The organism is Hoeflea ulvae, assembly GCF_026619435.1.
Lineage (GTDB): Bacteria > Pseudomonadota > Alphaproteobacteria > Rhizobiales > Rhizobiaceae > Hoeflea > Hoeflea ulvae.
Genome location: NZ_JAOVZQ010000001.1, coordinates 2,811,942 through 2,835,216, shown reverse-complemented (window position 1 = coordinate 2,835,216; position 23,275 = coordinate 2,811,942). Strand labels below are relative to the sequence as shown.

28 protein-coding genes are annotated in these 23,275 nt (G+C 62.4%); 17 read left to right on the top strand and 11 right to left on the bottom strand.

All coding sequences use genetic code 11. From position 1 onward, the window contains the following. Window positions 1–151: 151 nt before the first annotated feature. The 4 genes from hfq to OEG82_RS13390 all read left to right on the top strand — a co-directional run bounded on the left by hfq (window position 152) and on the right by OEG82_RS13390 (window position 3,849). A complete protein-coding gene (hfq, locus tag OEG82_RS13405; RefSeq protein WP_047030051.1) occupies window positions 152–400 on the top strand; it encodes an RNA chaperone Hfq in 249 nt (82 codons plus the stop codon). Further along, window positions 375–1,784 carry a GTPase HflX gene (hflX, locus tag OEG82_RS13400; protein WP_473423434.1) on the top strand — a complete coding sequence of 470 codons (1,410 nt, stop codon included), beginning with the start codon at window positions 375–377 and terminating at the stop codon, window positions 1,782–1,784. Before hfq ends, hflX begins: the two co-directional genes overlap by 26 nt. A gap of 173 nt (window positions 1,785–1,957) precedes the next feature. Further along, window positions 1,958–3,184, top strand: a complete 1,227-nt coding sequence (locus tag OEG82_RS13395) for an NnrS family protein (RefSeq protein WP_267612919.1) — start codon at window positions 1,958–1,960, stop codon at window positions 3,182–3,184. After that, the gene (locus OEG82_RS13390; protein ID WP_267612918.1) at window positions 3,181–3,849 is read left to right on the top strand and encodes an NnrU family protein; all 669 of its coding nucleotides are present in this window, start codon (window positions 3,181–3,183) and stop codon (window positions 3,847–3,849) included. The genes OEG82_RS13395 and OEG82_RS13390 overlap by 4 nt, the downstream gene beginning before the upstream one ends. A gap of 27 nt (window positions 3,850–3,876) precedes the next feature. Here the strand turns inward: OEG82_RS13390 and mazG are convergent, their stop codons facing one another. Then, window positions 3,877–4,698: a nucleoside triphosphate pyrophosphohydrolase gene (mazG, locus tag OEG82_RS13385; protein WP_267614950.1), complete on the bottom strand. Its 822-nt coding sequence runs from the start codon at window positions 4,696–4,698 to the stop codon at window positions 3,877–3,879. An 87-nt stretch (window positions 4,699–4,785) separates the two neighbouring features. Continuing rightward, the gene (locus OEG82_RS13380) at window positions 4,786–5,388 is read right to left on the bottom strand and encodes a nucleoside deaminase (RefSeq protein ID WP_267612917.1); all 603 of its coding nucleotides are present in this window, start codon (window positions 5,386–5,388) and stop codon (window positions 4,786–4,788) included. A 178-nt stretch (window positions 5,389–5,566) separates the two neighbouring features. On the opposite strand from OEG82_RS13380, the gene cysG reads away from it, so the two are divergent. The 11 genes from cysG (at window position 5,567) to OEG82_RS13325 (ending at window position 16,989) form a co-directional block, all read left to right on the top strand. After that, window positions 5,567–7,027 carry a siroheme synthase CysG gene (gene cysG, locus OEG82_RS13375; RefSeq protein WP_267612916.1) on the top strand — a complete coding sequence of 487 codons (1,461 nt, stop codon included), beginning with the start codon at window positions 5,567–5,569 and terminating at the stop codon, window positions 7,025–7,027. An 11-nt stretch (window positions 7,028–7,038) separates the two neighbouring features. Further along, window positions 7,039–7,347 (top strand): DUF2849 domain-containing protein, encoded by a 309-nt coding sequence (locus OEG82_RS13370; RefSeq protein WP_267612915.1) that lies wholly within the window; start codon window positions 7,039–7,041, stop codon window positions 7,345–7,347. 10 nt (window positions 7,348–7,357) lie between these two features. Then, entirely contained in the window at window positions 7,358–9,028 is a 1,671-nt protein-coding gene (locus OEG82_RS13365) for a nitrite/sulfite reductase (RefSeq protein WP_267612914.1), read from the top strand. Between the two features lie 19 nt (window positions 9,029–9,047). Further along, entirely contained in the window at window positions 9,048–9,539 is a 492-nt protein-coding gene (locus OEG82_RS13360; RefSeq protein ID WP_267612913.1) for a DUF934 domain-containing protein, read from the top strand. Window positions 9,540–9,553: 14 nt separating this feature from the next. Beyond that, entirely contained in the window at window positions 9,554–9,889 is a 336-nt protein-coding gene (locus OEG82_RS13355) for a 2Fe-2S iron-sulfur cluster-binding protein (protein WP_267612912.1), read from the top strand. 88 nt (window positions 9,890–9,977) lie between these two features. Further along, entirely contained in the window at window positions 9,978–10,874 is an 897-nt protein-coding gene (locus OEG82_RS13350) for a LysR family transcriptional regulator (RefSeq protein WP_267612911.1), read from the top strand. A 93-nt stretch (window positions 10,875–10,967) separates the two neighbouring features. Further along, a complete protein-coding gene (locus OEG82_RS13345) occupies window positions 10,968–11,447 on the top strand; it encodes a formate dehydrogenase subunit gamma (protein ID WP_267612910.1) in 480 nt (159 codons plus the stop codon). After that, the gene (locus OEG82_RS13340) at window positions 11,444–13,015 is read left to right on the top strand and encodes a formate dehydrogenase beta subunit (RefSeq protein WP_267612909.1); all 1,572 of its coding nucleotides are present in this window, start codon (window positions 11,444–11,446) and stop codon (window positions 13,013–13,015) included. The genes OEG82_RS13345 and OEG82_RS13340 overlap by 4 nt, the downstream gene beginning before the upstream one ends. Window positions 13,016–13,020: 5 nt before the next feature. Further along, window positions 13,021–15,906, top strand: coding sequence for a formate dehydrogenase subunit alpha (gene fdhF, locus OEG82_RS13335; RefSeq protein WP_267612908.1), 2,886 nt, complete (start codon window positions 13,021–13,023; stop codon window positions 15,904–15,906). Between the two features lie 29 nt (window positions 15,907–15,935). After that, on the top strand, window positions 15,936–16,766 hold the full coding sequence (fdhD, locus tag OEG82_RS13330) for a formate dehydrogenase accessory sulfurtransferase FdhD (RefSeq protein WP_267612907.1): 831 nt from the start codon (window positions 15,936–15,938) through the stop codon (window positions 16,764–16,766). After that, entirely contained in the window at window positions 16,756–16,989 is a 234-nt protein-coding gene (locus OEG82_RS13325) for a formate dehydrogenase subunit delta (RefSeq protein ID WP_267612906.1), read from the top strand. Before fdhD ends, OEG82_RS13325 begins: the two co-directional genes overlap by 11 nt. A gap of 35 nt (window positions 16,990–17,024) precedes the next feature. On the opposite strand, the gene OEG82_RS13320 is transcribed toward OEG82_RS13325, so the two are convergent. Then, window positions 17,025–17,480, bottom strand: a complete 456-nt coding sequence (locus tag OEG82_RS13320; protein WP_267612905.1) for an Lrp/AsnC family transcriptional regulator — start codon at window positions 17,478–17,480, stop codon at window positions 17,025–17,027. Between the two features lie 167 nt (window positions 17,481–17,647). Here OEG82_RS13320 and OEG82_RS13315 point away from each other — a divergent pair, with 167 nt between their 5' ends. Then, window positions 17,648–17,986: an antibiotic biosynthesis monooxygenase family protein gene (locus tag OEG82_RS13315; RefSeq protein WP_267612904.1), complete on the top strand. Its 339-nt coding sequence runs from the start codon at window positions 17,648–17,650 to the stop codon at window positions 17,984–17,986. 152 nt (window positions 17,987–18,138) lie between these two features. On the opposite strand, the gene tmpT is transcribed toward OEG82_RS13315, so the two are convergent. From tmpT to OEG82_RS13275, 8 genes are all read right to left on the bottom strand, one after another. Next, entirely contained in the window at window positions 18,139–18,774 is a 636-nt protein-coding gene (gene tmpT / locus OEG82_RS13310; protein WP_267612903.1) for a thiopurine S-methyltransferase, read from the bottom strand. A 13-nt stretch (window positions 18,775–18,787) separates the two neighbouring features. Next, window positions 18,788–19,504 carry an LrgB family protein gene (locus OEG82_RS13305; RefSeq protein ID WP_267612902.1) on the bottom strand — a complete coding sequence of 239 codons (717 nt, stop codon included), beginning with the start codon at window positions 19,502–19,504 and terminating at the stop codon, window positions 18,788–18,790. After that, window positions 19,497–19,865 (bottom strand): CidA/LrgA family protein, encoded by a 369-nt coding sequence (locus OEG82_RS13300; RefSeq protein ID WP_267612901.1) that lies wholly within the window; start codon window positions 19,863–19,865, stop codon window positions 19,497–19,499. The genes OEG82_RS13305 and OEG82_RS13300 overlap by 8 nt, the downstream gene beginning before the upstream one ends. 66 nt (window positions 19,866–19,931) lie before the next feature. Beyond that, window positions 19,932–20,369, bottom strand: coding sequence for a YqaA family protein (locus tag OEG82_RS13295; RefSeq protein ID WP_267612900.1), 438 nt, complete (start codon window positions 20,367–20,369; stop codon window positions 19,932–19,934). A 104-nt stretch (window positions 20,370–20,473) separates the two neighbouring features. After that, entirely contained in the window at window positions 20,474–20,887 is a 414-nt protein-coding gene (locus OEG82_RS13290) for a GFA family protein (protein ID WP_267612899.1), read from the bottom strand. A gap of 92 nt (window positions 20,888–20,979) precedes the next feature. Then, a complete protein-coding gene (locus OEG82_RS13285; protein WP_267612898.1) occupies window positions 20,980–21,741 on the bottom strand; it encodes an NADPH-dependent F420 reductase in 762 nt (253 codons plus the stop codon). A 4-nt stretch (window positions 21,742–21,745) separates the two neighbouring features. Then, window positions 21,746–22,213 carry an SRPBCC family protein gene (locus OEG82_RS13280; protein WP_267612897.1) on the bottom strand — a complete coding sequence of 156 codons (468 nt, stop codon included), beginning with the start codon at window positions 22,211–22,213 and terminating at the stop codon, window positions 21,746–21,748. A 2-nt stretch (window positions 22,214–22,215) separates the two neighbouring features. Next, window positions 22,216–22,545 (bottom strand): ArsR/SmtB family transcription factor, encoded by a 330-nt coding sequence (locus tag OEG82_RS13275; RefSeq protein ID WP_267614949.1) that lies wholly within the window; start codon window positions 22,543–22,545, stop codon window positions 22,216–22,218. 239 nt (window positions 22,546–22,784) lie between these two features. Between OEG82_RS13275 and OEG82_RS13270 the strand changes: the two genes are divergently transcribed. Continuing rightward, window positions 22,785–23,264: a MarR family winged helix-turn-helix transcriptional regulator gene (locus OEG82_RS13270; RefSeq protein WP_267612896.1), complete on the top strand. Its 480-nt coding sequence runs from the start codon at window positions 22,785–22,787 to the stop codon at window positions 23,262–23,264. The last annotated feature ends 11 nt before the right edge of the window (window positions 23,265–23,275 follow it).

Here is a 23,275-nt window from a genome sequence, read left to right as displayed (position 1 = left end):
GGTTTTGGGGTGTTCGGAAGTTGACGTTACGGAAGGCTATGGGGTCGAGGACTTTCTCGGCCCTGCATGGAAGCGGGTTTCGTCAGCTCCGAATGAATGAGGTAACGTCCTGCAATTGTGCAGGCAATAAAAAGACGGATGAATAGGCGCAATGGCGGAACGTTCACAAAATCTGCAGGACCTTTTTCTCAATACGGTTCGGAAACAGAAAATCTCGCTGACGATCTTCTTGATCAACGGAGTGAAGTTGACCGGAGTGGTCACCTCATTTGACAATTTCTGCGTCCTGCTGAGGCGCGATGGTCATTCGCAGCTTGTCTACAAGCATGCGATTTCCACGATCATGCCGAGCCAACCGGTTCAGATGTTTGAAAATGAGGACGCCGCAACCGGCGCCTGACAGGACAACGCACATAGAAACTGTAGATAGCACCGGAAATTTCACCGACGCGGACAGCAAGTCCGGCGTCACCAGCGCAATTGTGATCATTCCGACCTTGCGCACGCGCAATGCGGCGCCCGGCAGTGGCGAAGTGGTCAAACGCCCCGACACCCACCGCATGGAAGAGGCGATCGGCCTGGCCGGTGCGATCGACCTTGAGGTGGCCGAGTCACTGATCATCCCGATCTCGTCACCGCGGCCCTCAACGCTGTTCGGCAAGGGCAAGATGCTCGAGATCAAGGCGCTGATCGAGTCGTCCGGCGCCGATCTGGTGATTGTCGACCACCCGCTCACCCCGGTGCAGCAGCGCAATCTCGAAGAGCAGTGGCTGGTCAAGGTGATTGACCGCACCGGCCTGATTCTGGAAATCTTTGGCCGCCGCGCCTCCACCAAGGAAGGCGTGCTGCAGGTCGAGCTTGCCCATCTGAATTATCAGAAGGGCCGACTGGTGCGCAGCTGGACCCACCTTGAACGCCAGCGCGGCGGCGGCGGGTTCATGGGCGGTCCGGGTGAAACCCAGATCGAGGCCGACCGGCGGCAATTGCAGGAACGCATCATCAAGCTCGAACGCGAGCTCGATCAGGTCCGCCGCACAAGGCAATTGCACCGCGCCAAGCGCAAGAAGGTGCCGCACCCGATCGTGGCGCTTGTCGGCTATACCAATGCCGGCAAGTCGACGCTGTTCAACCGGCTCACCGGCGCCGAGGTGCTGGCCGAGGACATGTTGTTTGCAACGCTGGATCCGACGCTGAGACGGATGAAACTGCCGCATGGCAAGATGGTCATCCTGTCCGACACGGTGGGCTTCATCTCCAGCCTTCCGACCCATCTGGTCGCAGCTTTCCGCGCCACGCTCGAGGAAGTCATCGAAGCCGACCTGATCCTGCATGTGCGCGACATGGCCGATCCGGACCGCGCCGCACAGGCCAAGGATGTCGAGGCGATTCTGAAGAGCCTTGGCGTCGGCGAGGGGGCCGAGCAGAAGCTGGTCGAGGTCTGGAACAAGATCGACCTTTTGCCCGAGGAAGCCGCCGCCGATCTCAAGGTCAGGGCCGAAAATTCCGAGAACGCCATTGCCGTCTCGTCGGTCACCGGCGAGGGGATCGACGAATTGCTGGCGCGCATCGAATCGGTGATTTCCGGCAAGCTGGTGTCGCGCACGGTCACCATTGCACCGGATCAGATGACCCTGGTGCCATGGATCTACCAGCGCGGCCGGGTCAGCAAGCGCGAGGACATGGAAGACGGCTCGGTGCTGATCGAGGCTGAATTCACCGGATCTGATTCCGACGAGCTTGATCGCCGCATGGGCAACGGGCCGAAACCGGACGCCGATTTCTAGACGTTCCTGACGCAAATTTCCGCTCAATTCCGAGGCTTTCTGACCTTCACCCAGAAACAGGTATTTACAGTACCTGTTTCTGGGTCTATTCGAACGGGCAGCCTCAGGCCGGATTGCCGGTTGGGGCCAAGGCCTGGTTCGCATCCGTCGCGAACCGCTTCGGGGAAAGAGTGATGAGCACAACTGCCGCACGCATGCGGGACTGGCGCGGCCCGGCGATCCTGAGTTTCGGCTTCCGGCCGTTCTTCCTGTTCGGCGCCGCCTGGGCCGGCCTGGCGATGATGCTGTGGGTGATGATGCTGTCGGGCCATGACCCGTTGCGCAGCGCGTTCGATCCGGTCGCCTGGCACGCCCATGAATTGCTGTTTGGCTATCTCGGCGCGGTGATTGCCGGATTTCTGCTGACCGCCGTGCCCAACTGGACCGGCAGCCTGCCGGTGACCGGATGGCCGCTGGCCGGACTTGTGGCGCTGTGGCTCGCAGGCCGCGTCGCGGTGGCGGTCTCAACGCTGATGCCGCCCTATCTCGCCATGGCGGTGGATCTCGCATTTCCGATTGCCCTGGCAGGCTTTTTGGCGCGCGAAATCATCACCGGCAAGAACTGGAAAAACCTTCCGGTTCTGGCCTTGCTCGGCTTCTGGACGCTCGCCAATGCGGCATTTCACCAGCAGGCGCTGGCGGACGGGCTGCCGGCTTCGGGAACCGGCCTGCGGCTGGGGCTTGCGGCGGCGATCCTGCTGATCACCCTGATTGGCGGGCGGATCGTGCCGTCATTTACCCGCAACTGGCTGGCTGCGCGGCACGCGACACGCCTGCCGGCTCCCTTTGGCCGCACCGACACGGTCATCGTGCTGGTGACCGCGCTCGCGCTCGCTGCATGGGTGATTGCGCCCGACCAGGCGACCACCGCCATCCTGTGCCTGGTCGCCGGGCTGGCCCAGAGTTGGCGCCTGATCCGCTGGCAAGGCTGGCAGACCGGCAGCGAGGCCCTGGTCTGGGTGCTGCACATGGCCTACGCCTTCGTACCGCTTGGGTTTTTCGCCATTGCCGGACACAGCTTGTTGCCGGTCGGCACGGCGGCGACGCAGCATGTCTGGATGGCCGGCGCCATCGGCTTGATGACGCTTGCGGTGATGACCCGGGCAAGCCTCGGCCATGCCGGCCGGCCGCTGCATGCGACACCGGCAATCACCGCGCTGTATCTGGCAATGATCATCTCTGTCGGCGCCCGGTTCCTGGCCGGCGCCATGCCGGAAGAGGACTGGTTGCTGCATCTGGCCGCCGGTGGCTGGGTGGTCGCCTTTGGCGGCTTCGCCGTGGTCTATTTCCCGATTTTGACAAGGCCGAAAGCCGCCAAGCGCAAACTTTCCGGCGGACCGGCTGCGGATGCGCCGAAATGAACGGCTGGGGCGAATTGATCAGCGCCTATAGCGTGTTTCTGCTGTCGCATTCGCTGCCGGTCCGACCGCCGGTCAAGCCGATGATCGTGGCGCGGATTGGCAAGGCCGGCTTCGCCTTGCTCTATTCGGCACTTTCGCTTGCGGTGCTGGCCTGGCTGATCATCGCCGCGGGCCGGGCGCCCTATGTCGAGCTGTGGCCACGGCTGCCGTGGCAAGACCATGTGACTTTGACGGCGATGGCGGCAGTGTGCCTGATCGTTGCCATGGCTGCGTTCCGGCCCAATCCATTCTCCTTTGGCGGCTGGCGCAATGCCCGCTTCGATCCGGCATATCCCGGGATCGCCGGCTGGTTGCGTCACCCGTATCTCGCGGCGCTGGCTCTGTGGGCCGCAGGCCATGTGGTGCCCAATGGAGACCTTGCCCATATATTGCTGTTTGGCGGCTTTACGCTGTTTGCGCTTATGGGCATGCGGCTGATCGACCGGCGCCGCAAACGCGAGATGGGACCGGCACAGTGGCTTGGGTTGCTGCAGGCAACCAAATCCGGACGCAGCCTGATGCCGGGTGCCGGCACGATCGTCCGGCTGGTCGCGGCGCTGGCGCTGCTGGCAGTGCTCATCAGCCTGCATCCGCTGGTGATCGGGCTTGAGGCTGTGAGCTGGTAAGCGGCAGCCGGCCGAAGCCGATCCGTATCAGTCCGACGCTTTCGCCGCCTGCCACAGCGCTTCCATCTCGTCGAGCGTCGCGTCGTCCGGGGTCTTGCCGAGTTTGGCCAGACCGGCTTCGACAAAGGCAAAGCGGGTGCGGAACTTTGTGTTGGTGGCGCGCAAAGCGTCTTCCGGATCGGTTTTCAGATGCCGCGCCAGATTGGCGACGGCGAAGATCACGTCGCCGAGTTCCTCGGTCGCCTTGCCGGTATGACCGCTGGCGATCTCGGCGCGCAGTTCGGCAATCTCTTCCTCGATCTTGTCGAGCACCGGGCCTGCTTCGCCCCAGTCGAAACCGACCTGCGACGCTGCCTGTTGCAGCTTCAGCGCTTCCATCAGCGCGGGCAGGGCGCGCGGCACGGTGGTCAGTTGTCCGGGCGTCTCGGCCTCGGGCAGTCCACGGGCGGCGCGGCGTTCGCGCCTCTCTCGCTTTTCCTCGGCCTTGATCTCGGCCCATTGCGTCTTGACCTTGTCCGGCGTGTCGGCCTCGGATCGCTCAAACACATGCGGATGTCGCCGGATCATCTTGCGGGTGATGGCCTCGACCACGTCTTCAAAGGAAAACAGCTTCTCTTCCTCGGCCATGCGGGCGTGAAACACCACCTGCAGCAGCAGGTCGCCAAGCTCGTCGCAGAGGTCCTCGGGATCGTTCCGCTCGATCGCGTCGGCGACCTCATAGGCCTCCTCGATCGTGTAGGGCTTGATCGTGGAGAAATCCTGCTTGACGTCCCAGGGGCAACCGGTTTCGGGATGCCTGAGTGCCGCCATGATCTCGATGAGGCCGGAAATATCGCGTGATGGTTTCATCACGTGATGATACCCGAGCTGTGCTGCGCCCGCGACTGTTCAGCCCCGGGCGCCGGTATTGTCCACAACTCAGTCACGGCGCGCCACTCAGTTCAAAGGAATGGCGTTGTCGTCCTTGCTCGACTGGTAGGCGCTCGACAGATCGGCATAGCGAGCGCGGATGCGTTGCGCCTGATCGAGCAGCGGCTGGGCCTGATCGTCGGGCAGGGCGGCGATGATGCCGAAGATGCCGCGGCCGTGCCAAAAGGCGTTGTCGTGATTATAGCCGCCCGGCTCCAGTCCGAAAACTTCCTTGAGCATCTTGAGATCATGCGGAATGGCAAAACTGTCGCGCGAATCCTGATGGCTGAAGAAATAGAAGAAATTGTCGAAGCCGGCCCAGGCGATCGCCGACATGCACATGGTGCAGGGCTCATGGGTCGACAGGAAAATCATGTCCCTGGTCGGTTCCTGCTTCGACAGCGGGCTCTCGTAAAAGCATTTCAAAAGATGAACTTCGCCGTGCCACAGCGGGTTCTCGGTCTCGTTGTTGGTCTGCGCCATGACCAGCGAAAGATCCGATTTGCGCAGCAGCGCGCCGCCGAAAATCTTGTTGCCCCTGGCCACGCCCTGCTCGGTCATCGGCAGGATGTCGTGTTCCATCACATCGAGCAATCTGCCCACCAGTTCCGCGTTCTCGGTGATCTCCATAATAAGCGTCCGTTTCTGTCGTCCGACCGCATGAGCCTGAAGCGTCGCGGTTACCCATTCTCCATATCTGGCTTTCCGGGGTAAAAGAATATCCAGTTCCGCCAAACGGCACATGTTTGTTCCTTCATTTGTTTCGCCGATATCCTGAAAATGGCTCCAACTCAGGAGTTTGACACTTATGGCGACGCAATCGGCGCAATTGACGACATTTCCCGCCTTCATGCGGGTCGACGCCCGCAAGGTGGCGATTTTCGGCAATGGCGCGGAAGCCGCCGCCAAGGCGCGGCTGCTGGCCAACACCTCGGCTGACATTTCCGTCTATGCCGATGCGCCCGACGCCGAGCTGATCGACAGCCTGTCGCGGCTGGCAATCGCGCCGATCCGTCAGGCCTATGACGCCGCACAGATGGATGGTTCCACACTTGTGTTTGCCGCCACCGGCGATGCCGCGCAGGATCGCGCCATCGTGATGGCCGCGCGTGAGCGGCGAATTCCGGCCAATGCAGTCGATCAACCGGACTATTGCGATTTCCTGACACCGGCTCTGGTCAACCGTGCCCCGGTGTCGATTGCCATCGGCACGGAAGGGGCAGGGCCGGTGCTGGCGCAGATGATCCGCGCCCGCATCGACCAGATGCTGTCGCCTTCGCTGGGAACGCTGGCGCGGCTTGCGAGCGACTACCGGGTCGCTGTCGACCGGCTGCTGCCGCGCGGCGTGGCACGGCGCGTGTTCTGGCGGCGGTTTTTCGAAGCCGATGTCGCCACCCATGTCGACAACGGGGAAATTTCACTGGCGCGGCGCGCCGCCACCCGCATGCTGCGCGGTCGTGAGCCGGTGCCGGGCCATATCTGGCTGGTGGGCGCCGGGCCTGGCGCCGAAGATCTGCTGACGCTGCGCGCCCAGCGCGCCATGATGGAAGCCGATGCGATTGTCTATGACGCGCTTGTGCCGGAAACGGTGGTAGCACTTGGCCGCCGTGATGCCGAGCGCTTCGCAGTGGGCAAGCGCAAGGGCTGCCATTCCAAAAGCCAGAACGAGATCAATGACCTGCTGGTTCGTCTCGGCCGCGAAGGCAAGCGCGTGGTGCGGCTCAAATCCGGCGATCCGCTGATTTTCGGCCGGGCCGGCGAAGAAATGGCGGCTTTGCGCGATGCGGATGTCTCCTTTGAGATCGTTCCGGGCATCACCTCGGCCTTTGCCGCGGCCGCCGATTTCGAATTGCCGCTGACCCTGCGTGGCGTCGCCTCGTCGCTGGTGTTTACCACCGGCCATGACCTGACCGGCGCTGCACTGCCCGACTGGGCCCGGCTCGCCGTCTCCGGGGCCACGCTCTGCGTCTATATGGGCCGCACGGTTGCTGCCAGCGTTGCCGCGCGGCTGATCGATGCCGGGCTGCCCGCCGACATGACCGTGGCCATCGTCGAAAACGCCTCACGCGGCGACCGTCGCCTGTTTCACGGCACGCTTGCCGATCTGCCCGCCCTGGAGGGCCGCACCGAGCTTGCCGGCCCGGTGATGGTGGTGATCGGCGATGCCGTCGCCGGCGCCAGTTTCGAGCATTCCACACCGATTGCAGCCGGTCAGCCGATTGCGACTGCTGCTGCCCCGACCCGATCCACTCGCTCCCAAGCCGCCTGAGGAAAATACCCATGAAAACCAAGGTTCTCACCGCAAACCGCCTGACCGACGGCATTTCAGTCTGGCTCGGCGCCAATGGCGAATGGGTATTTTCGCTGAAAGACGCCTTCCTGGCCCGCCATGAGGAAGCCGTGGTCGCCATCACCGCGGCAGGAGACCAGGCGCTGGCCGACAATCGCGTTGTCGATGTCAATGTCATCGAGGTCGAGGAAACGCCAAGCGGACCGCGCCCGTTCAGGCTGCGTGAACGCATCCGCGCCGACGGACCGACCATCGATTATGCCCCGGCTTCGGCCGCGCGCGCCGCAGTCGCCGCTTAAGGATCAAGTCATGTACCGTTACGATGAATTCGACCACGCCTTCGTGGCCGCACGCGTCAACCAGTTCCGCGATCAGGTCGAGCGGCGGATGTCGGGCGAGATTTCCGAGGATGCGTTCAAGCCGCTGCGGCTGATGAACGGCGTCTATCTGCAGCTGCATGCCTATATGCTGCGCGTGGCCGTTCCCTATGGCACGCTGAATTCGCAGCAGATGCACAAGCTCGCCCATATCGCCCGCACCTATGACCGCGGCTATGGCCATTTTACCACCCGGCAGAACATCCAGTACAACTGGCCGGCGCTGAAGGACATTCCGGCCATTCTCGAGGAACTGGCCGGTGTGGAGATGCATGCCATCCAGACCTCGGGCAATTGCATCCGCAATGTCACCGCCGACCATTTTGCCGGTGCTGCCGCCGACGAGGTTGCCGACCCGCGGCCCTATGCCGAAATCCTGCGGCAATGGTCGTCGGTGCATCCGGAATTCTCGTTCCTGCCGCGCAAGTTCAAGATTGCGGTGACCGCATCCGAGCGCGACCGCGCCGCGATCCAGGTGCATGACATCGGTCTGCAGCTGAAGAAGGACGATCAGGGCCAACTGGGCTTTGCTGTCTGGATCGGTGGCGGGCAGGGGCGTACGCCGCTTCTGGCCAAAAAGGTCAAGGACTTCCTGCCCGAAGCCGATCTGCTGAGCTACACCACTGCGATCATGCGGGTCTACAATCTGCACGGCCGCCGCGACAACAAGTACAAGGCGCGGATCAAGATCCTTGTGCATGAAACCGGCGTCGAAGAGCTCAAAGCCGAGATCGATGCGGAGTGGGCGCACCTCAAGGAGGGTGTGCTGAAACTGCCCGAAGCCGATATCGCTGCGATCAACGCCTATTTTGCGCCGCCCAAGCTGGCGTCGCGGGCCGAAGGCTGGGGCGAACTGGCCGCGTGGAAGAAATCCGATCCCGGCTTTGCCGACTGGGTCGGCCGCAATGTCGCGCCGCACCGGCATCCCGACTATGCCATGGTGACGATTTCACTCAAGCCGATCGGCGGCATTCCCGGTGATGCCACGGCCGACCAGATGGATGCCGTGGCCAATCTGGCGCGGGATTTTGCCCATGACGAGATCCGTGTCACCCACGAGCAGAACCTGGTGCTGCCGCATGTGGCGCTGGCCGACCTTGAACCCCTGTACCGGGCGCTGCTGGCCGAAGGGCTGGCAACGGCCAATGCCGGTCTGATCACCGATATCATCGCCTGCCCGGGGCTGGATTACTGCGCGCTGGCCAATGCCCGCTCGATTCCGGTGGCGCAGGAGATTTCCAACCGCTTCGCCGATCCGGTGCGGCAGGCTGAAATCGGTGAGCTGAAGATCAAGATCTCGGGCTGCATCAATGCCTGCGGCCACCATCATGTCGGTCATATCGGCATTCTCGGCGTCGAGAAAAAGGGCGCCGAGCTCTACCAGATCTCGCTGGGCGGATCGGCGGATGAGCATGCATCGATCGGTCAGATCACCGGGCGTGGCTTTGAACCCGAACAGGTCACCGACGCGATCGAGACCATTGTCGACACCTATCTGGCCCACCGCGCAACCACCGATGAAGCCTTTATCGATTGCTACCGCCGCATTGGTGCAGCTCCCTTCAAAGCCGCGCTGTATGGCGGCGAAGCCCAGGCGGCTTGAGACAGGACCGGAGACCGAGATGACTGTCATTTGGACACGGAACGGGATTGTCGAGGACGATCCCTGGATAGCCACGGACGCGGAAGAGGCGCCAAAGCTGCTGCCGCTGGCCGAGGCGCTGGAACACGCCCAGGACAATGCGCCCTTCGGCGTGGTGTTGCAGCCGGCCGATGACGTGCGCGCGCTGGCGCCGATTCTCGACCGCCTGGCAATCGTCGCCCTGACATTTCCGGCATTCGCCGATGGCAGGGCATTTTCCCAGGCCGTGCTGCTCCGGGAGCGGCTGGGCTATACCGGCGAATTGCGCGCTGCGGGCACCGTGCTGCTCGACCAGGTGCCGTTGATGCTGCGCACGGGTTTTGACAGTTTCGAAGTCAGCCATGCGCCGACAATTCAGCGGCTTATCGAAAAGCGGCTTCCGGGGATCGATCTGCATTATCAGCCGTCAGCGGACCGGACCGCCGCCGGACCAGACTACAGCTGGCGCCGCACGGCCATATTGAACGGCTGAACGGGGAGAAGGCCATGCAAATTCACGTCACCGATCAGAGCGGCACCCGCCATACGCTGGAAGCATTGGAAGGGTTTCGGGTGATGGAGATCATTCGCGACTGGGGTCTCGACATCAAGGCAGAATGCGGCGGCGCCTGTGCCTGCGCCACCTGCCATGTCCATGTGGCGGATGACTGGACCGACAAGCTCTATCCGATCGAGGCCGAGGAAGAGGACATGCTCGACCAGGCTTTCGATGTCCGCGACAATTCCCGGCTGTCCTGCCAGTTGCTGATGAGCGAGGAACTCGACGGTCTCGAGGTGACGCTGGCGCCGGGGACGGAAAGCGGAGACCGCGCCGCAGCCTGAGGCCGGCGCATCCGCCATCGCGATTCCGACATGCCGACGTCGTTGATCTGCTTGCACTTTAGGCACGCAGCATGCGACTTTGGCAGTCATGATCGACAAACTCGAATTCTTCATCGTGCTCGCCCGGGAGCGCCATTTCGGCCGCGCCGCGCAGGAATGCGGCGTGACCCAGCCGACCCTGTCGGCCTCGTTGAAGCAACTCGAGGAACAGCTCGGCGTCACCCTGGTGCTGCGCGGGTCGCGCTACCAGGGGCTGACCCCCGAAGGCCAGCGGGTGCTGGAATGGGCCCGGCGCATCGTCGGCGACGCCCGCACCATGCGCGAGGAGATGAAGGCGGCGCGCAAGGGCCTGTCAGGACATGCCCGCATCGCCGTGATTCCGACCGCGACCTATATGGTCACCGATCTCACGCTGCAATTTACCCGGAAACACCCGGCGGTGACGCTGTCGGTGACCTCCTGCACCAGCTACCAGGTGCTGTCGCAGCTTGAGAATTTCGAAATCGATGTCGGCATCAGCTATATCGAGAACGAACCCACCGGCCGCGTCGCCACAGTGCCGCTTTATGCCGAACGCTATCAGCTGATCACCTCGGTGGGGCAGAAATTCGCCGAACGCGAGAAGGTGACCTGGGCGGAAGTCGCCACCTTGCCGCTGTGCCTGCTGACGCCGGACATGCAGAACCGCCGCATCATCAACCAGCACCTCACCGAGGCCGGCGCAACCGTCAAGCCGACGCTGGAGTCGAACTCGATGATCGTGCTGTTTTCGCATATCCGCACCGGCAACTGGGCCTCGATCATGCCGGTCAACCTGGCCCAGACGCTCGGCTTCGGCGGCAATATCAGATCGATCCCGATCGTCGAGCCGGACGCCCATCACACCGTCGGGATGATCGCGGCACCGCGCGAGCCGCATACGCCGATTGTCTCGGCGCTGCTGCATGAGGCGCGGGTCCTGGCCACCGCGCTCTCACATCGATAGATAACCTCTATCGAACAACGGATATACGGCATTGATTCAAGGGCTTGTTGCCTGACAATTGGAACTGCTGTCATGCCGCTGGAGGAGCTTCGCATGGAATCACGGAACATGGATGCGAAAATTGCGTCGCGCACCAAGGCGATCGTCGGACAGCTCAAGCCGCTTGAGGGCCCGCTGCTGCCGATCCTGCACGGAATCCAGGACGAATTCGGCTATGTGCCGAAGGCGGCATTGCCGGTCATCGCGGAAGGTCTCAACCTGTCGCGCGCCGAAGTCCATGGCGTTGTCAGCTTTTACCATGATTACCGCGAAACCCCGGCCGGGCGGCATGTGATCAAGCTGTGCCGGGCCGAAGCCTGCCAGTCGATGGGCGGTGACGAGCTCGCCGAACGGCTGCTCTGGCTCTTGGGTCTCGACTGGCACGAGACCAGCGCCAATGGATCAGTCACCATAGAGCCTGTCTATTGCCTCGGCCTGTGCGCCTGTGCGCCGGCGGCGATGGTCGATGGCGACGTGGTTGGCAGGCTGGACGAGGACGCAGTCAAGGCTCTGGCAAAGGCGGTGATGGCATGAGCGTGAAAATCTACATTCCCGGTGATTCCGGTGCGGTTGCCGTCGGCGCCGACCGGCTGGCGCTGCGCATGGCCGAAACCATCAAGGCGCGGGATCTCGATGCCGTGGTCATTCGCAACGGCTCGCGCGGGATGTACTGGCTCGAACCGATGGTCGAAATCGAGACCAGCCAGGGCAGGGTGGCCTATGGCCCGGTCAAGCCTTCGGACCTCAACAGCCTTCTTGACGCGGGCCTGCTTGAGGGCGGCGATCATCCGCTGTGCCTGGGCGCAACCGAAAACATTCCGTATCTCAAACGTCAGACCCGGCTTACCTTTGCCCGTTGCGGCATTACCGATCCGCTGTCGCTTGAGGATTACCGCGCAAATGGCGGTCTCGTCGGCCTGACCAATGCCGTCGTCCTGGCGCCCGAAGCCATCGTCGCCCAGGTGACCGAGTCCGGCCTGCGCGGACGCGGCGGCGCGGGATTTCCGACCGGAATCAAGTGGAAGACCGTGCTGGAGGCGCAAGGGCCGCAGAAATACATCATCTGCAATGCGGACGAGGGCGATTCCGGCACATTCGCCGACCGCATGATCATGGAGGGCGATCCCTTCGTGCTGATCGAAGGCATGATCATTGCCGGCATCGCCACGGGCGCCACCAAGGGCTATGTCTATCTCCGCTCCGAATATCCGCATGCGATCCGGGTGATGAACCGCGCCGTCGAGATCCTGCGCCAGGCCGGTGTGCTGGGCATCTCCGTGCTCGGCTCCAGCCACGCGTTTGACATGGAAATCCGGGTCGGCGCCGGCGCCTATGTCTGCGGCGAGGAAACAGCGCTGCTTGAAAGCCTTGAGGGCCGCCGCGGCGTGGTCCGTGCCAAGCCGCCGCTGCCCGCCCACAAGGGCTTCCTGGCGCGGCCGACGGTGGTCAACAATGTGATCTCGCTCGCCTCGGTGCCGATCATCATGGACAAGGGTGCCGCCTACTATCGCGATTTCGGCATGGGCCGGTCGCGCGGCACGATCCCGATCCAGATTGCCGGCAACGTCAAACATGGCGGATTGTTCGAAGCCGCCTTCGGCATGACGCTGGGCGAACTGGTCGACGACATCGCCGGCGGCACCGCCAGCGGGCGCCCGGTCAAGGCGGTGCAGGTGGGCGGGCCATTGGGGGCCTATTTCCCGCGCGCTCTCTTCGACACGCCGTTTGACTACGAAGCCTTTGCCGGAAAGGACGGGCTGATCGGCCATGCCGGCATCGTGGTGTTCGATGACAGCGCCGACATGCTCAAGCAGGCGCGCTTTGCCTTTGAATTCTGCGCCATCGAAAGCTGCGGCAAGTGCACGCCCTGCCGCATCGGCTCGACCCGCGGCGTCGAGGTTGTCGACAGCATCCGCGCCGGCATCGAGACCGAGAGCCAGATCAATTTGATGACAGATTTGTGCAATACCATGAAATTCGGCTCGCTCTGCGCCCTGGGCGGCTTCACGCCGTACCCGGTGATGAGCGCGCTGACGCATTTCCCGGAGGACTTTCGTCCGGCACCCAAAATGACGGGACCGATGTCCCAGGCTGCGGAGTGAATGTTATGACGCTGATCCAGGAAATCGACTACGGAACACCGGCCTCCAGGGCTGAGAAATCTGTCCGCCTCGTCATTGACGGCAATACCATCGAAGTGCCCGAAGGCACCTCGGTGATGCGCGCCTCGACGGAAGCGGGCATCAAGGTGCCAAAGCTCTGCGCCACCGACATGGTTGACGCCTTCGGCTCCTGCCGGCTCTGCCTGGTCGAGATCGAAGGCCGCAACGGCACGCCTGCCTCCTGCACCACGCCGGTCAGCGAAGGCATGGTGGTCCACACCCAGACCGGACGGCTGAAAGATATCCGCCGTGGCGTGATGGAGCTCTACATCTCCGACCATCCGCTTGATTGCCTCACCTGTGCGGCCAATGGCGATTGCGAGTTGCAGGACATGGCCGGCGCCGTGGGCCTGCGCGATGTGCGCTACGGCTATGAGGGCGAAAACCACGTGCGTGCGCGGCAGAATGGCGAAGCCAATCCGCGCTACATGGCCAAGGACGAGAGCAACCCCTATTTCACCTATGATCCGGCCAAATGCATCGTCTGTTCGCGCTGCGTGCGGGCCTGCGAGGAGGTGCAGGGCACCTTCGCACTGACCATCGAGGGCCGGGGCTTTGAAAGCCGCGTCTCGCCGGGCATGCATGAGAGCTTCATGAATTCCGAATGCGTGTCCTGCGGCGCCTGCGTGCAGGCCTGCCCGACGGCGACGCTGCAGGAAAAATCCGTGATCGAGATCGGCCAGCCGGAACATTCGGTGGTCACGACATGCGCCTATTGCGGCGTCGGCTGCTCGTTCAAGGCCGAGATGCGGGGCGAGGAAGTGGTCCGCATGGTGCCGTGGAAAGACGGCAAGGCCAATCGCGGCCATTCCTGCGTCAAGGGCCGTTTTGCCTGGGGCTATGCCACCCACCAGGACCGCATTCTCAACCCGATGGTGCGCGAGAAGATCACAGACCCATGGCGTGAAGTCAGCTGGGAGGAGGCCTTTGCCCATGTCGCCAAGGAAATGCGCCGCATCCAGTTCCAGTATGGCCGTGGCGCCATAGGCGGCATCACCTCGTCGCGCTGCACCAATGAGGAAACCTTCCTGGTGCAGAAACTGGTGCGCGCCGGCTTCGGCAACAACAATGTCGACACCTGCGCCCGGGTCTGCCATTCGCCGACCGGCTATGGCCTCGGCAAGGCTTTCGGAACTTCGGCCGGCACCCAGGATTTCGACTCGGTCGAACACACCGATGTGGTCATCGTCATTGGCGCCAACCCGACCGATGGCCACCCGGTGTTTGCCTCGCGGCTGAAGAAGCGGCTCAGGGCAGGGGCCAAGCTGATTGTCATCGATCCGCGTCGCATCGACCTGGTGCGCTCGGCCCATGTCGAGGCCAGCCACCATCTGCCGCTCAAGCCCGGCACCAATGTCGCCGTACTGACGGCCATGGCGCATGTCATCGTCACCGAGGGGCTGTTTGACGAAGCCTTCATCCGCGAACGCTGCGACTGGTCGGAATTCGAGGACTGGGCCGATTTTGTCGCCGATCCGGCCAATTCGCCCGAATCCACCGAAGCCTATACCGGCGTGCCGGCGGAGGCGCTGCGCGGCGCAGCACGGCTGTTTGCCCGCGGCGGCAATGGCGCGATCTATTACGGTCTCGGCGTTACCGAACACAGCCAGGGCTCGACCACGGTGATGGCGATTGCCAATCTGGCCATGGCGACCGGCAATATCGGCCGTCCCGGCGTCGGCGTGAACCCGTTGCGGGGCCAGAACAATGTGCAGGGCGCCTGCGACATGGGCTCGTTCCCGCATGAGCTTCCCGGCTACCGGCACATTTCGGGCGGCGAAGTGCGCGACGTGTTCGAAAAGCTCTGGGGCGTGGAGCTCGACGCCGAACCGGGCCTGAGGATTCCCAACATGCTGGATGCCGCCGTGCACGGCACCTTCAAGGGCATCTATATCCAGGGCGAGGACATTCTGCAGTCCGATCCCGACACAAAACACGTCCAGGCCGGGCTGGCGGCGATGGAATGCGTGGTCGTGCATGACCTGTTCCTCAATGAGACTGCCAATTACGCCCATGTGTTCCTGCCGGGCTCGACCTTCCTTGAAAAGGACGGCACCTTCACCAATGCCGAGCGCCGCATCAACCGGGTGCGCAAGGTGATGACGCCGAAGAACGGAATGGCCGACTGGGAAGTCACACTGCACCTGGCCCAGGCCATGGGGCTGGACTGGAGCTACAGCCATCCATCTGAGATCATGGATGAAATTGCCGCCACCACGCCGAGCTTCGCCAATGTGACCTATCAGCTTCTGGATGAAAAAGGCTCGGTGCAGTGGCCCTGCAATGACGCCAATCCGGAAGGCACGCCGGTGATGCACATCGACGGTTTCGTGCGCGGCAAGGGCAAGTTCATCCGCACCGAATATGTGGCGACGGACGAGCGCTCCGGACCGCGTTTCCCGCTGCTTCTGACCACCGGCCGGATTTTGAGCCAGTACAATGTCGGCGCCCAGACCCGGCGGACCGACAATGTCGCCTGGCACGCCGAGGACATGCTTGAAATCCACCCGCACGACGCCGAACAGCGCGGCATCCGCGAGCTCGATTTCGTCAAGCTGGCCAGCCGTTCGGGCGAGACAGCACTTCGCGCCACCATCACCGAACGGGTGGCGCCCGGCGTCGTCTACACCACCTTCCACCATCCCGGCACCCAGGCCAATGTGATCACCACCGATTACACCGACTGGGCCACGGGATGCCCGGAATACAAGGTGACGGCGGTGCAGGTGATGCCCTCCAACGGTCCGACACTGTGGCAGCAGGACTATCAGGCGCATGCCGAGCAATCGCGCCGGATCGTCACCGAAGAGGCGCTCGAGCCGGCCGAATAGGCCGAGCGCGGGCGGCAAGAGGAACTGCGATGGTCAATGCCTCATCGAGCACGGCAACAGCCTCCCGGATCGCGGTCCGGGCCGGCATTGCCACGCCGGGAAGCCGGGCGCTGCCCGAGGAGGTGCCGGTGGCGCTGTCCTTTGGCGGCTCGACCCAGGCGGTGATGATGGCCACGCCGGCCGATCTGCATGATTTCGGTTTCGGTTTTGCGCTGTCGGAAGCCATTGTCGGATCGCCTGACGACATCCTCTCGCTGGATATTGTCGAGGCCGATCAAGGCTTTGATGTCCAGATGCAGCTTTCAGGCGAGATCCAGTCGACACTTTCGGCACGCCGCCGCAAGATGGCCGGTCCGGTGGGCTGCGGCCTGTGCGGCATTGAATCGATCGAAGAGGCGCTCAGAACCCTGCCCGACCGCAAGGCGGTGGAGCTGAGCTTCAGCCCCGACGATGTGCGCGAGGCGGTGCGGTCGCTGGCAATCCACCAGAAGCTGAGGGCCGAAACCGGCGCTGTGCATGCCGCCGGGTTCTATCATCCCGATAAAGGCATGATCTGCGTGCGCGAGGATGTCGGCCGCCACAATGCGCTCGACAAGCTGATCGGCGCCGTGGCCCGCGCCGGAATCAATGCCGCTGACGGCGCCATTGTCATCACCAGCCGGGTCTCGGTCGACATGGTGCAGAAATCGGTGATCGCCGGCACTGGCCTGCTGATCGCGGTCTCCGCGCCGACGGCACTGGCGGTGCGCACGGCGGAGGCCGCCGGGCTGACGCTGGTCGGCATCGCCCGCGGCGCGGATTTCGAAATATTCACCCGGATCAACCGGATAGCACAAGGACGCACAAGCGATGTCGCCTGACAAACTGCGCTACCAGGCCAACCAGATCGCCACCTTCTTCGCTTCCCAGCCGGAAGCCGAACAGATCGAAGGCGTCGCCGATCACATCAACAAATTCTGGGATCCGCGGATGCGTACGCAACTGTTCGAGATCACCGATGAGAGCACGGAAGGCTTCAAGCCGATGGTGGTGGCGGCCCTGGAGAAGGTCAGACGCCCGGAGACGGTGGGGCCCAACAATTGAACCTGAAAGCGCGTGCGGCTGAAAACCGTCTTGCATTATGCCGGTGTCAGCGGTCTGCATGTGCTTATGGACCGCAGAGAGAAATTTGACCTGACCTGCGATACACACTCGATCTTGAGGATATGCTCGCTTAGCAGCCGTTCGTAGGCTTTGAGGCCGGGAACGGCCAACTCCACCAGAAAATCGGCGTCTCCAGATACCATGTGGCATGACACAAGGCCGGGAATGGCCGCAAGTCTCGCCTCGACTGCGTCCGCATTTTCAAGGGAATGGCGAGTGACTGTCAACTCGACGAAGACGGTCAGAGGCAGACCAAATGCCTCACGGTCGATATTCGCACTATATCCGGTGATGACGCCTTGTTCTTCAAGCATCTTGACGCGTCTGAGGCAAGGCGAGGGAGATAGCCCGACCTCATCCGCCAGATCCACATTGCTGAGACGGCCGTCCTTTTGAAGTGCCGCAATGATTTTCTTATCTATGCTATCCATAATGGCACATTATGCCATTTTGTACACCTATGCAATCTGATCGTGCCAAAACCAGAGCGGCAACGAACCATCTTTGGCAGGACATGCAGAGGCGTTGCCTGCTAAATACAACTAATCCGCCTGCTCCCGAACATTCAAGGGAGGGCCAATTCTCGGGAGACTGGAGCATGATTAGCAGACTGTGGCATGGGTACACGACACCAGAGAATGCCGATCTTTATGAAGCGGTCGTGACCAAAGAAGTTATTCCGGGAATCATGGCTATGCGGATTCCGGGCTTTGAGAGAATTGAACTCTTCAGGCGTCCAACCGACCGGGAAGTCGAATTCATAACTGTGATGTGGTTCGATGATCTCGATGCGGTGAAGAGGTTTGTCGGAGAAGAATATGAGATTGCTCATGTGCCTCAAAACGCGAGAGACGTGCTGGCGCGGTTTGATGTCCGCTCGCAGCATTATGAAGTTCGCCTGACCGATCGTGCTGATCGTCATGTGAGCGAGGGCTGAAATGTCTTCCTGTTCGAATAACTGTCGCCAGCGCGTGGAAGCCCATCCATGGCCAGCCCCGAAAAGGCGCCAGCCAGTTCGTTGATCTGAAGCGCCCGAGAGCCTCAGTTGCCGTGGACGCGGCAGACCAGATTTGACCGCGCGCAAGGGCATTACAGCGGTTTGAGCAGCCAGACACGTTCCTTTGCATCAATGCCCTTGAAGCCGCCGGACACGTCACCGATGCTCAGGGTTGAAACGGTATAACGCTCTGCAAAGTGCCGGCTCACCTCGTCAGCCGGGATCGAAAACGGCGGGCCGTCGATTAGTGTCGGGTCGTATTCGAACGTGACGAGCAGCTGCGGCGCGTTGCCGGAGATATCGGTGACATGGGGGGCGTAGCTTGTCCGCATATCTTCCGGCAGAGCCACGAAAGCCGCCCGGTCAAAGACCGCATCCACAGCTCCGAGCAGATCGGCGTTAAGTTTGAAAATATCGCCGACGAATATGTCGATGCCGTCGGCGCTGTAACGCTTCAGCTCACCCAGATCCGTTATCGTCGGTTCAACGCCAAGCTCTTCAAACAATTGCCGGATTGCGAGTTCACTGAGCTCCGCCCCGGCCACCTGATGGCCCAGGGAAAGCAGCCAGCCGATATCGAGTGTCTTGCCGCACAGCGGAACAAAGACACGCCCGTTGTCCGGCACGCACAGAGCCGGGAAATGCGTGACCAGCAGCGGATTGGGTTCGCTTTCGTGAAAGCCGATACGATTGCTGTTCCAGCGGTCGTGCCAGAAGTCGTGTTCCATTAAGGTCTCTCTTTTAGAAAAACAGCCGCCACAGGATCGGCAGCAGGATTGCCGTGGCCAGCGCGTTCAGCCCCATGGCCAGGCCGGAGAAGGCGCCGGCGAGTTCGTTGGACTGCAACGCCCGTGCGGTGCCGATGCCGTGGCTGGCGGTGCCGAGCGCCAGGCCGCGGGCGCGCCAGTCCTTCACGCCGATCAGGGAAAGCAGTGGCGGGCCGAGCACGGCGCCGAGGATTCCGGTGAGGATCACCAGCACGGCGGTCAGCGACGGCAAGCCGCCCAGTTGCTCGGTGATGCCCATGGCGACCGGGGCGGTGACGGATTTCGGCGCCAGCGACAGCAGCGTTTCGCGGCTGGCGCCCAGCAGCCAGCCCAGGCCGACAGCGGTGCCGATGGCCGTCAGCGAGCCGCAGAGCAGGCTGGTGATCAGGGCCAGCGCCGAACGCCGCACCCGGTCGAATTGCCGGTAGAGCGGGATTGCCAGCGCCACGGTGGCTGGGCCAAGCAGGAAATGGACGAATTGCGCACCTTCGAAATAGGTCTCGTAGGTCGTGCCGCTGAGCGTCAGCAGGCCGACAACAACGATCACGGCGGTCAGCACCGGGTTGAGGAAGGGTTTGTGGCCGGAGCGGTCATAGAGCCATGTTCCGGCCTGAAACGCTGCCAGTGTGAGTGTGAGGAACAGAAGCGGGCTGGCGCTGAGATAGACCCAGACTTCGGTGATATCACGCATTGCCTGCGTCTCCGTCATCGGCAGTACCAGGCCGGGCGAGCCGGTTCATGACAAGGGCGGTGACCGCGATGGTGGCCAGCGTCGAGCCGACCAGGGCCACCGAGATCGGCAGCCAGTCCTCACCCAGCAGGCCCATATGCGCCATCACCCCGACACCGGCGGGCACGAACAGCAGCGCCAGATGTTTGAGCAGACTGTCGGCGACGGCGCCAAGTTCCTTCGGCACCGAGCCCTTGAGCACCAGAAGCGCAAACAGGATCACCATGCCAGCCACCGGACCGGGGATCGGCAGGCCCAGAAACCGGGTGATCAGTTCGCCGGTCAACTGGCAGGTGAGAATGAGGGTGAGGGCGGACAGCATGGGCAAAACCTGTCTGGATGCGGGCAGGGGGATCATGTCAGATTCCCCTGCCGCACCCCAATGGTTTTACGACAGCGCGTCGATGCCTGCAGCCAGCACCAGATAGCGGCCGATCTTGCCGATCGAGACCAGAACAACAAACCGCCACAACGGTTCGCGCATGATGCCGGCAGCAAGCGTCAGCGGATCGCCGATGATCGGGACCCAGGCCAGAAGCAGCGACCAGTAACCGAAGCGCTGGTAACGGGCCTGCGCCCGCGCCAATTGTGCCTCCGAGGCCGGAAACCAGCGCCGGTCGCGAAACCGCTCGACACCGCGACCGATCAGCCAGTTGAGAACAGAGCCCAGAATATTGCCAAGGCTTGCCACGGCCACCAGCATCCACACCGGCTGGCCGCCGGCAAGGATCAGCCCGGTCAGCACGCTTTCCGATTGCGCCGGGATCAGCGTGGCGGCGAGAAGTGCCGCAAGGAACAGGCTGCCATAGGCGGCAAGATCAATCATGTCGGCGGGCCTTGGTCTGACGGCTTCGGGACGGCTTTGCGGTCCTGACTACAGCGCCGTACTGACGAAGGGAACCCGAGTGCCGGCACGGGGTCCCGGCAGCTCTATCCGGGCATGCGCTCGAATGCGCTCAAGGCGGGATCAATCACGTCCCATGCATGGCCGCGAACGGCGTAGGTCAGCGCCTGCGGCTGGAACTGGCCGGGGTCGTCCAGGCTCGTTGCCGTCACCGAAAACAGCTCTGGCATGGCGACAAAGGTCAGATAGACCGGCGTCCCGCAGGTCGGGCAGAAGGCGTGGATCTTCTCGTTGCCGCTGTCACCTGCGATCCGCCAGGTGCTGGCCTCTCCCGTCACCGTCACATCGGCGCGGCTGGGAAAGGTGAGGTAGGAGCCATGCCCGGTGCCGCTCCGCTTCTGGCAATCGCGGCATTGGCAGTGGTTCTGAAAGATCGGCTCACTACTGGTTTGATAGCGGATCGCGCCGCAGGCGCACCCGCCGCTATAGGTCTTGCTCATGATCAGTCTCCCTTGGACGGTGTTGAAAATCTGAACCCGGGGAACGTGGCGCGATGCCAAGACCGGGCAGGGGGCGTGGCCGGATCCGTGGCTCAGAGCGGATTGAGTGAACGGTTCAGGGCAATCACTCTGGGATGCACGTCGGCATAGGCAGGCTTGTCGGCAAACAGCGCCATGTATCTTTCCCGCCATAGCGTGTCGCGGACGGTCTCGGCCCTGCCTTTGACCGCAGCTTCCAGTCCCTGGCGCGTCCTCGCCGCATCATAGTCGCAACAATAGGCCGGCGTTGACGGTTGTTGACGCCAGGAGTCTTCCAGCCTGCCGCCATCAACAGGATCAAACCCGGTCTCATTGACCAGATCCATGACGACCTGCTTGCCGCGGGCGTCATCGCCTGCAACGGGGAGAGCCAGCCGGTCCGGGGCACCTTGGGGGCTTCCCAGGTTGGAAAGAGCGTGAAACATGATGCTGTTGAACGCCTTGAAGATCGTACGCCCGAGTTGACGTGAGACCCAGACGCTTTCCGGAATGCCGGCATCGATCTCCGCGATGCGTGGATCGCGTATGTCGGGGTAATAATTGGCGGTGTCGATGATCACCACATCCCGCTCCGCCCGGTCGAAGAGGCCTTTGGGCAGGCTTGTCACGGCGGGGAAGGGCATGGAGAGAAGCACGACCTCCGCCTCCTCCACCGCGCCGACAACATCGGTGGCGGTGGCTCCTATCCCGTCCGCAAATGCCCTGGCTGCCTCGGGTCCGCGCGAATTGGCGACCCGGAGGCTGTGTCCGTTGCGGCTCCATCTGGCCGCCAGGGTTCCGCCGATCTCACCGATGCCGATGATCCCGATCTTCATGGCTTCAGCCCTCGTTTTTCGGCCTGGCGAAGACGTCGATGGGCGTGCCGGTTTCCAGGTAGGATTTGAGGCTCGACAGCACCGCCGGCCAGCCCTTTGAGATTCCGTTGGCCATGCCGCTGCCGGCTTCGAGCTCGTCATGGCTGACGGTCAGGCGGACCATGGATTCATATTCGACGATATCGAAGGTCACCCGGCTGTGAGCCTCCGGATCGGAAGCCTCGGACGCATTGGCCCAGCTGATGACGAGGCGCGATGGCGGCGCGGTTTCAATGACTTCGCCGACGAGTTCGACCGTGCGCTCGTCATTGGCGCGGACATGTTCCCATTTCGATCCGGGTTGCCAGTCGGACACATTCTCGTGGCCCCAATAGCGGCGGGCGATGTCCGGCTTTGTGATCGCCTCAAACACCTTTTCAGGCGTCGAGCGGATATAGGTCACATAGACGAAGCTGGTCTTCTGTTTGCTCATGGTCACTCTCCTTCAAGTTCCTGTTTGAGATCGTGCAGCAGGCTCAACCGCTGTGTTTCGAATTTGCGAACCCAGCGCTCATAGACCTCGTGCAGCGGCACGGGATTGATGAAATGCAGCTTCTCGCGGCCACGCCTGACCGTGCTGACGAGGTTGGCATCCTCCAGGATCCCCAGATGCTGGGTGGCCGACTGCCGGGCCATGTCAAGGCCTTCGCACAGCTCGCTCAGCGTCTGCCCATTATGCTCGCAGAGAAGATCAAGCAGCAGCCTGCGGGTCGGATCACCCAGCGCCTTGAACACCTTGTCTGCGTCATCGTTCGGTTTTGTCATCATGAAGATTAATATGCAGGCAATTACCTGCATGTCAAGTGACGGGAAGGCCAGGAAGCCAAAGATAGGATTGATCCGGGTCATTCCATGGGTTTTCCGGCCTGTCGAGACCAACGAGGATAGAGTGAATTCAGCAATAAATTCAGACCTTTGAAAGGGAAGGGCGGCGAGCAATATCGTCATTTATATAGCGCACTATACACTATTGAATAGCGTGCTATATAATGCTAGAAAAAGGCATGACCTTTGATAAAAACCGATCTGCCGGCGTTCTGGCCAGTGAACTGGCGCGGCTTTACAGCGCCGAGTTGCAGCGCCGGCTGGCGCCACTGGGGCTGTCGGCGGCACAGTTTCTGGTTCTGAGCGAATTGTGGACAGAGGACGGCCTGACCCAGCGGGCGCTGACCCTGCGGATCGGGGTGGAGCAGGCGACCATGGCCAACACGCTGGCTCGCATGGAGCGCGACAATCTGGTGGCGCGAAAACCGCATCCCGATGACCGGCGCTCGCAACTGGTGATGCTGACCGATGCCGCGCGCGCGCTTGAGGCATCGGCAACCGCTGCGGCGGGAGAGGTCAACGAGACAGTGCTGAACTGTCTGCCGGCGGCGGAGCGGGAACTGTTCCTGAGCATGCTGGCACGCATGGTCGGCGGCATGCGTGCCGAAAATGCGTGGCCGGCCAGCCCGAAAACCCATGACGGCCAATCGCGACCGTAATTGCGTCTCTT

What these genes read in the sequence shown, in the direction of transcription:
- hfq (WP_047030051.1), top strand. Translation starts at nt 152, where the DNA reads ATGGCGGAACGTTCACAAAATCTGCAGGACCTTTTTCTCAATACGGTT.
- hflX (WP_473423434.1), top strand. Translation starts at nt 375, where the DNA reads ATGAGGACGCCGCAACCGGCGCCTGACAGGACAACGCACATAGAAACT.
- OEG82_RS13395 (WP_267612919.1), top strand. Translation starts at nt 1,958, where the DNA reads ATGAGCACAACTGCCGCACGCATGCGGGACTGGCGCGGCCCGGCGATC.
- OEG82_RS13390 (WP_267612918.1), top strand. Translation starts at nt 3,181, where the DNA reads ATGAACGGCTGGGGCGAATTGATCAGCGCCTATAGCGTGTTTCTGCTG.
- mazG (WP_267614950.1), bottom strand. Translation starts at nt 4,698, where the DNA reads ATGAAACCATCACGCGATATTTCCGGCCTCATCGAGATCATGGCGGCA.
- OEG82_RS13380 (WP_267612917.1), bottom strand. Translation starts at nt 5,388, where the DNA reads ATGGAGATCACCGAGAACGCGGAACTGGTGGGCAGATTGCTCGATGTG.
- cysG (WP_267612916.1), top strand. Translation starts at nt 5,567, where the DNA reads ATGGCGACGCAATCGGCGCAATTGACGACATTTCCCGCCTTCATGCGG.
- OEG82_RS13370 (WP_267612915.1), top strand. Translation starts at nt 7,039, where the DNA reads ATGAAAACCAAGGTTCTCACCGCAAACCGCCTGACCGACGGCATTTCA.
- OEG82_RS13365 (WP_267612914.1), top strand. Translation starts at nt 7,358, where the DNA reads ATGTACCGTTACGATGAATTCGACCACGCCTTCGTGGCCGCACGCGTC.
- OEG82_RS13360 (WP_267612913.1), top strand. Translation starts at nt 9,048, where the DNA reads ATGACTGTCATTTGGACACGGAACGGGATTGTCGAGGACGATCCCTGG.
- OEG82_RS13355 (WP_267612912.1), top strand. Translation starts at nt 9,554, where the DNA reads ATGCAAATTCACGTCACCGATCAGAGCGGCACCCGCCATACGCTGGAA.
- OEG82_RS13350 (WP_267612911.1), top strand. Translation starts at nt 9,978, where the DNA reads ATGATCGACAAACTCGAATTCTTCATCGTGCTCGCCCGGGAGCGCCAT.
- OEG82_RS13345 (WP_267612910.1), top strand. Translation starts at nt 10,968, where the DNA reads ATGGAATCACGGAACATGGATGCGAAAATTGCGTCGCGCACCAAGGCG.
- OEG82_RS13340 (WP_267612909.1), top strand. Translation starts at nt 11,444, where the DNA reads ATGAGCGTGAAAATCTACATTCCCGGTGATTCCGGTGCGGTTGCCGTC.
- fdhF (WP_267612908.1), top strand. Translation starts at nt 13,021, where the DNA reads ATGACGCTGATCCAGGAAATCGACTACGGAACACCGGCCTCCAGGGCT.
- fdhD (WP_267612907.1), top strand. Translation starts at nt 15,936, where the DNA reads ATGGTCAATGCCTCATCGAGCACGGCAACAGCCTCCCGGATCGCGGTC.
- OEG82_RS13325 (WP_267612906.1), top strand. Translation starts at nt 16,756, where the DNA reads ATGTCGCCTGACAAACTGCGCTACCAGGCCAACCAGATCGCCACCTTC.
- OEG82_RS13320 (WP_267612905.1), bottom strand. Translation starts at nt 17,480, where the DNA reads ATGGATAGCATAGATAAGAAAATCATTGCGGCACTTCAAAAGGACGGC.
- OEG82_RS13315 (WP_267612904.1), top strand. Translation starts at nt 17,648, where the DNA reads ATGATTAGCAGACTGTGGCATGGGTACACGACACCAGAGAATGCCGAT.
- tmpT (WP_267612903.1), bottom strand. Translation starts at nt 18,774, where the DNA reads ATGGAACACGACTTCTGGCACGACCGCTGGAACAGCAATCGTATCGGC.
- OEG82_RS13305 (WP_267612902.1), bottom strand. Translation starts at nt 19,504, where the DNA reads ATGCGTGATATCACCGAAGTCTGGGTCTATCTCAGCGCCAGCCCGCTT.
- OEG82_RS13300 (WP_267612901.1), bottom strand. Translation starts at nt 19,865, where the DNA reads ATGCTGTCCGCCCTCACCCTCATTCTCACCTGCCAGTTGACCGGCGAA.
- OEG82_RS13295 (WP_267612900.1), bottom strand. Translation starts at nt 20,369, where the DNA reads ATGATTGATCTTGCCGCCTATGGCAGCCTGTTCCTTGCGGCACTTCTC.
- OEG82_RS13290 (WP_267612899.1), bottom strand. Translation starts at nt 20,887, where the DNA reads ATGAGCAAGACCTATAGCGGCGGGTGCGCCTGCGGCGCGATCCGCTAT.
- OEG82_RS13285 (WP_267612898.1), bottom strand. Translation starts at nt 21,741, where the DNA reads ATGAAGATCGGGATCATCGGCATCGGTGAGATCGGCGGAACCCTGGCG.
- OEG82_RS13280 (WP_267612897.1), bottom strand. Translation starts at nt 22,213, where the DNA reads ATGAGCAAACAGAAGACCAGCTTCGTCTATGTGACCTATATCCGCTCG.
- OEG82_RS13275 (WP_267614949.1), bottom strand. Translation starts at nt 22,545, where the DNA reads ATGACAAAACCGAACGATGACGCAGACAAGGTGTTCAAGGCGCTGGGT.
- OEG82_RS13270 (WP_267612896.1), top strand. Translation starts at nt 22,785, where the DNA reads ATGACCTTTGATAAAAACCGATCTGCCGGCGTTCTGGCCAGTGAACTG.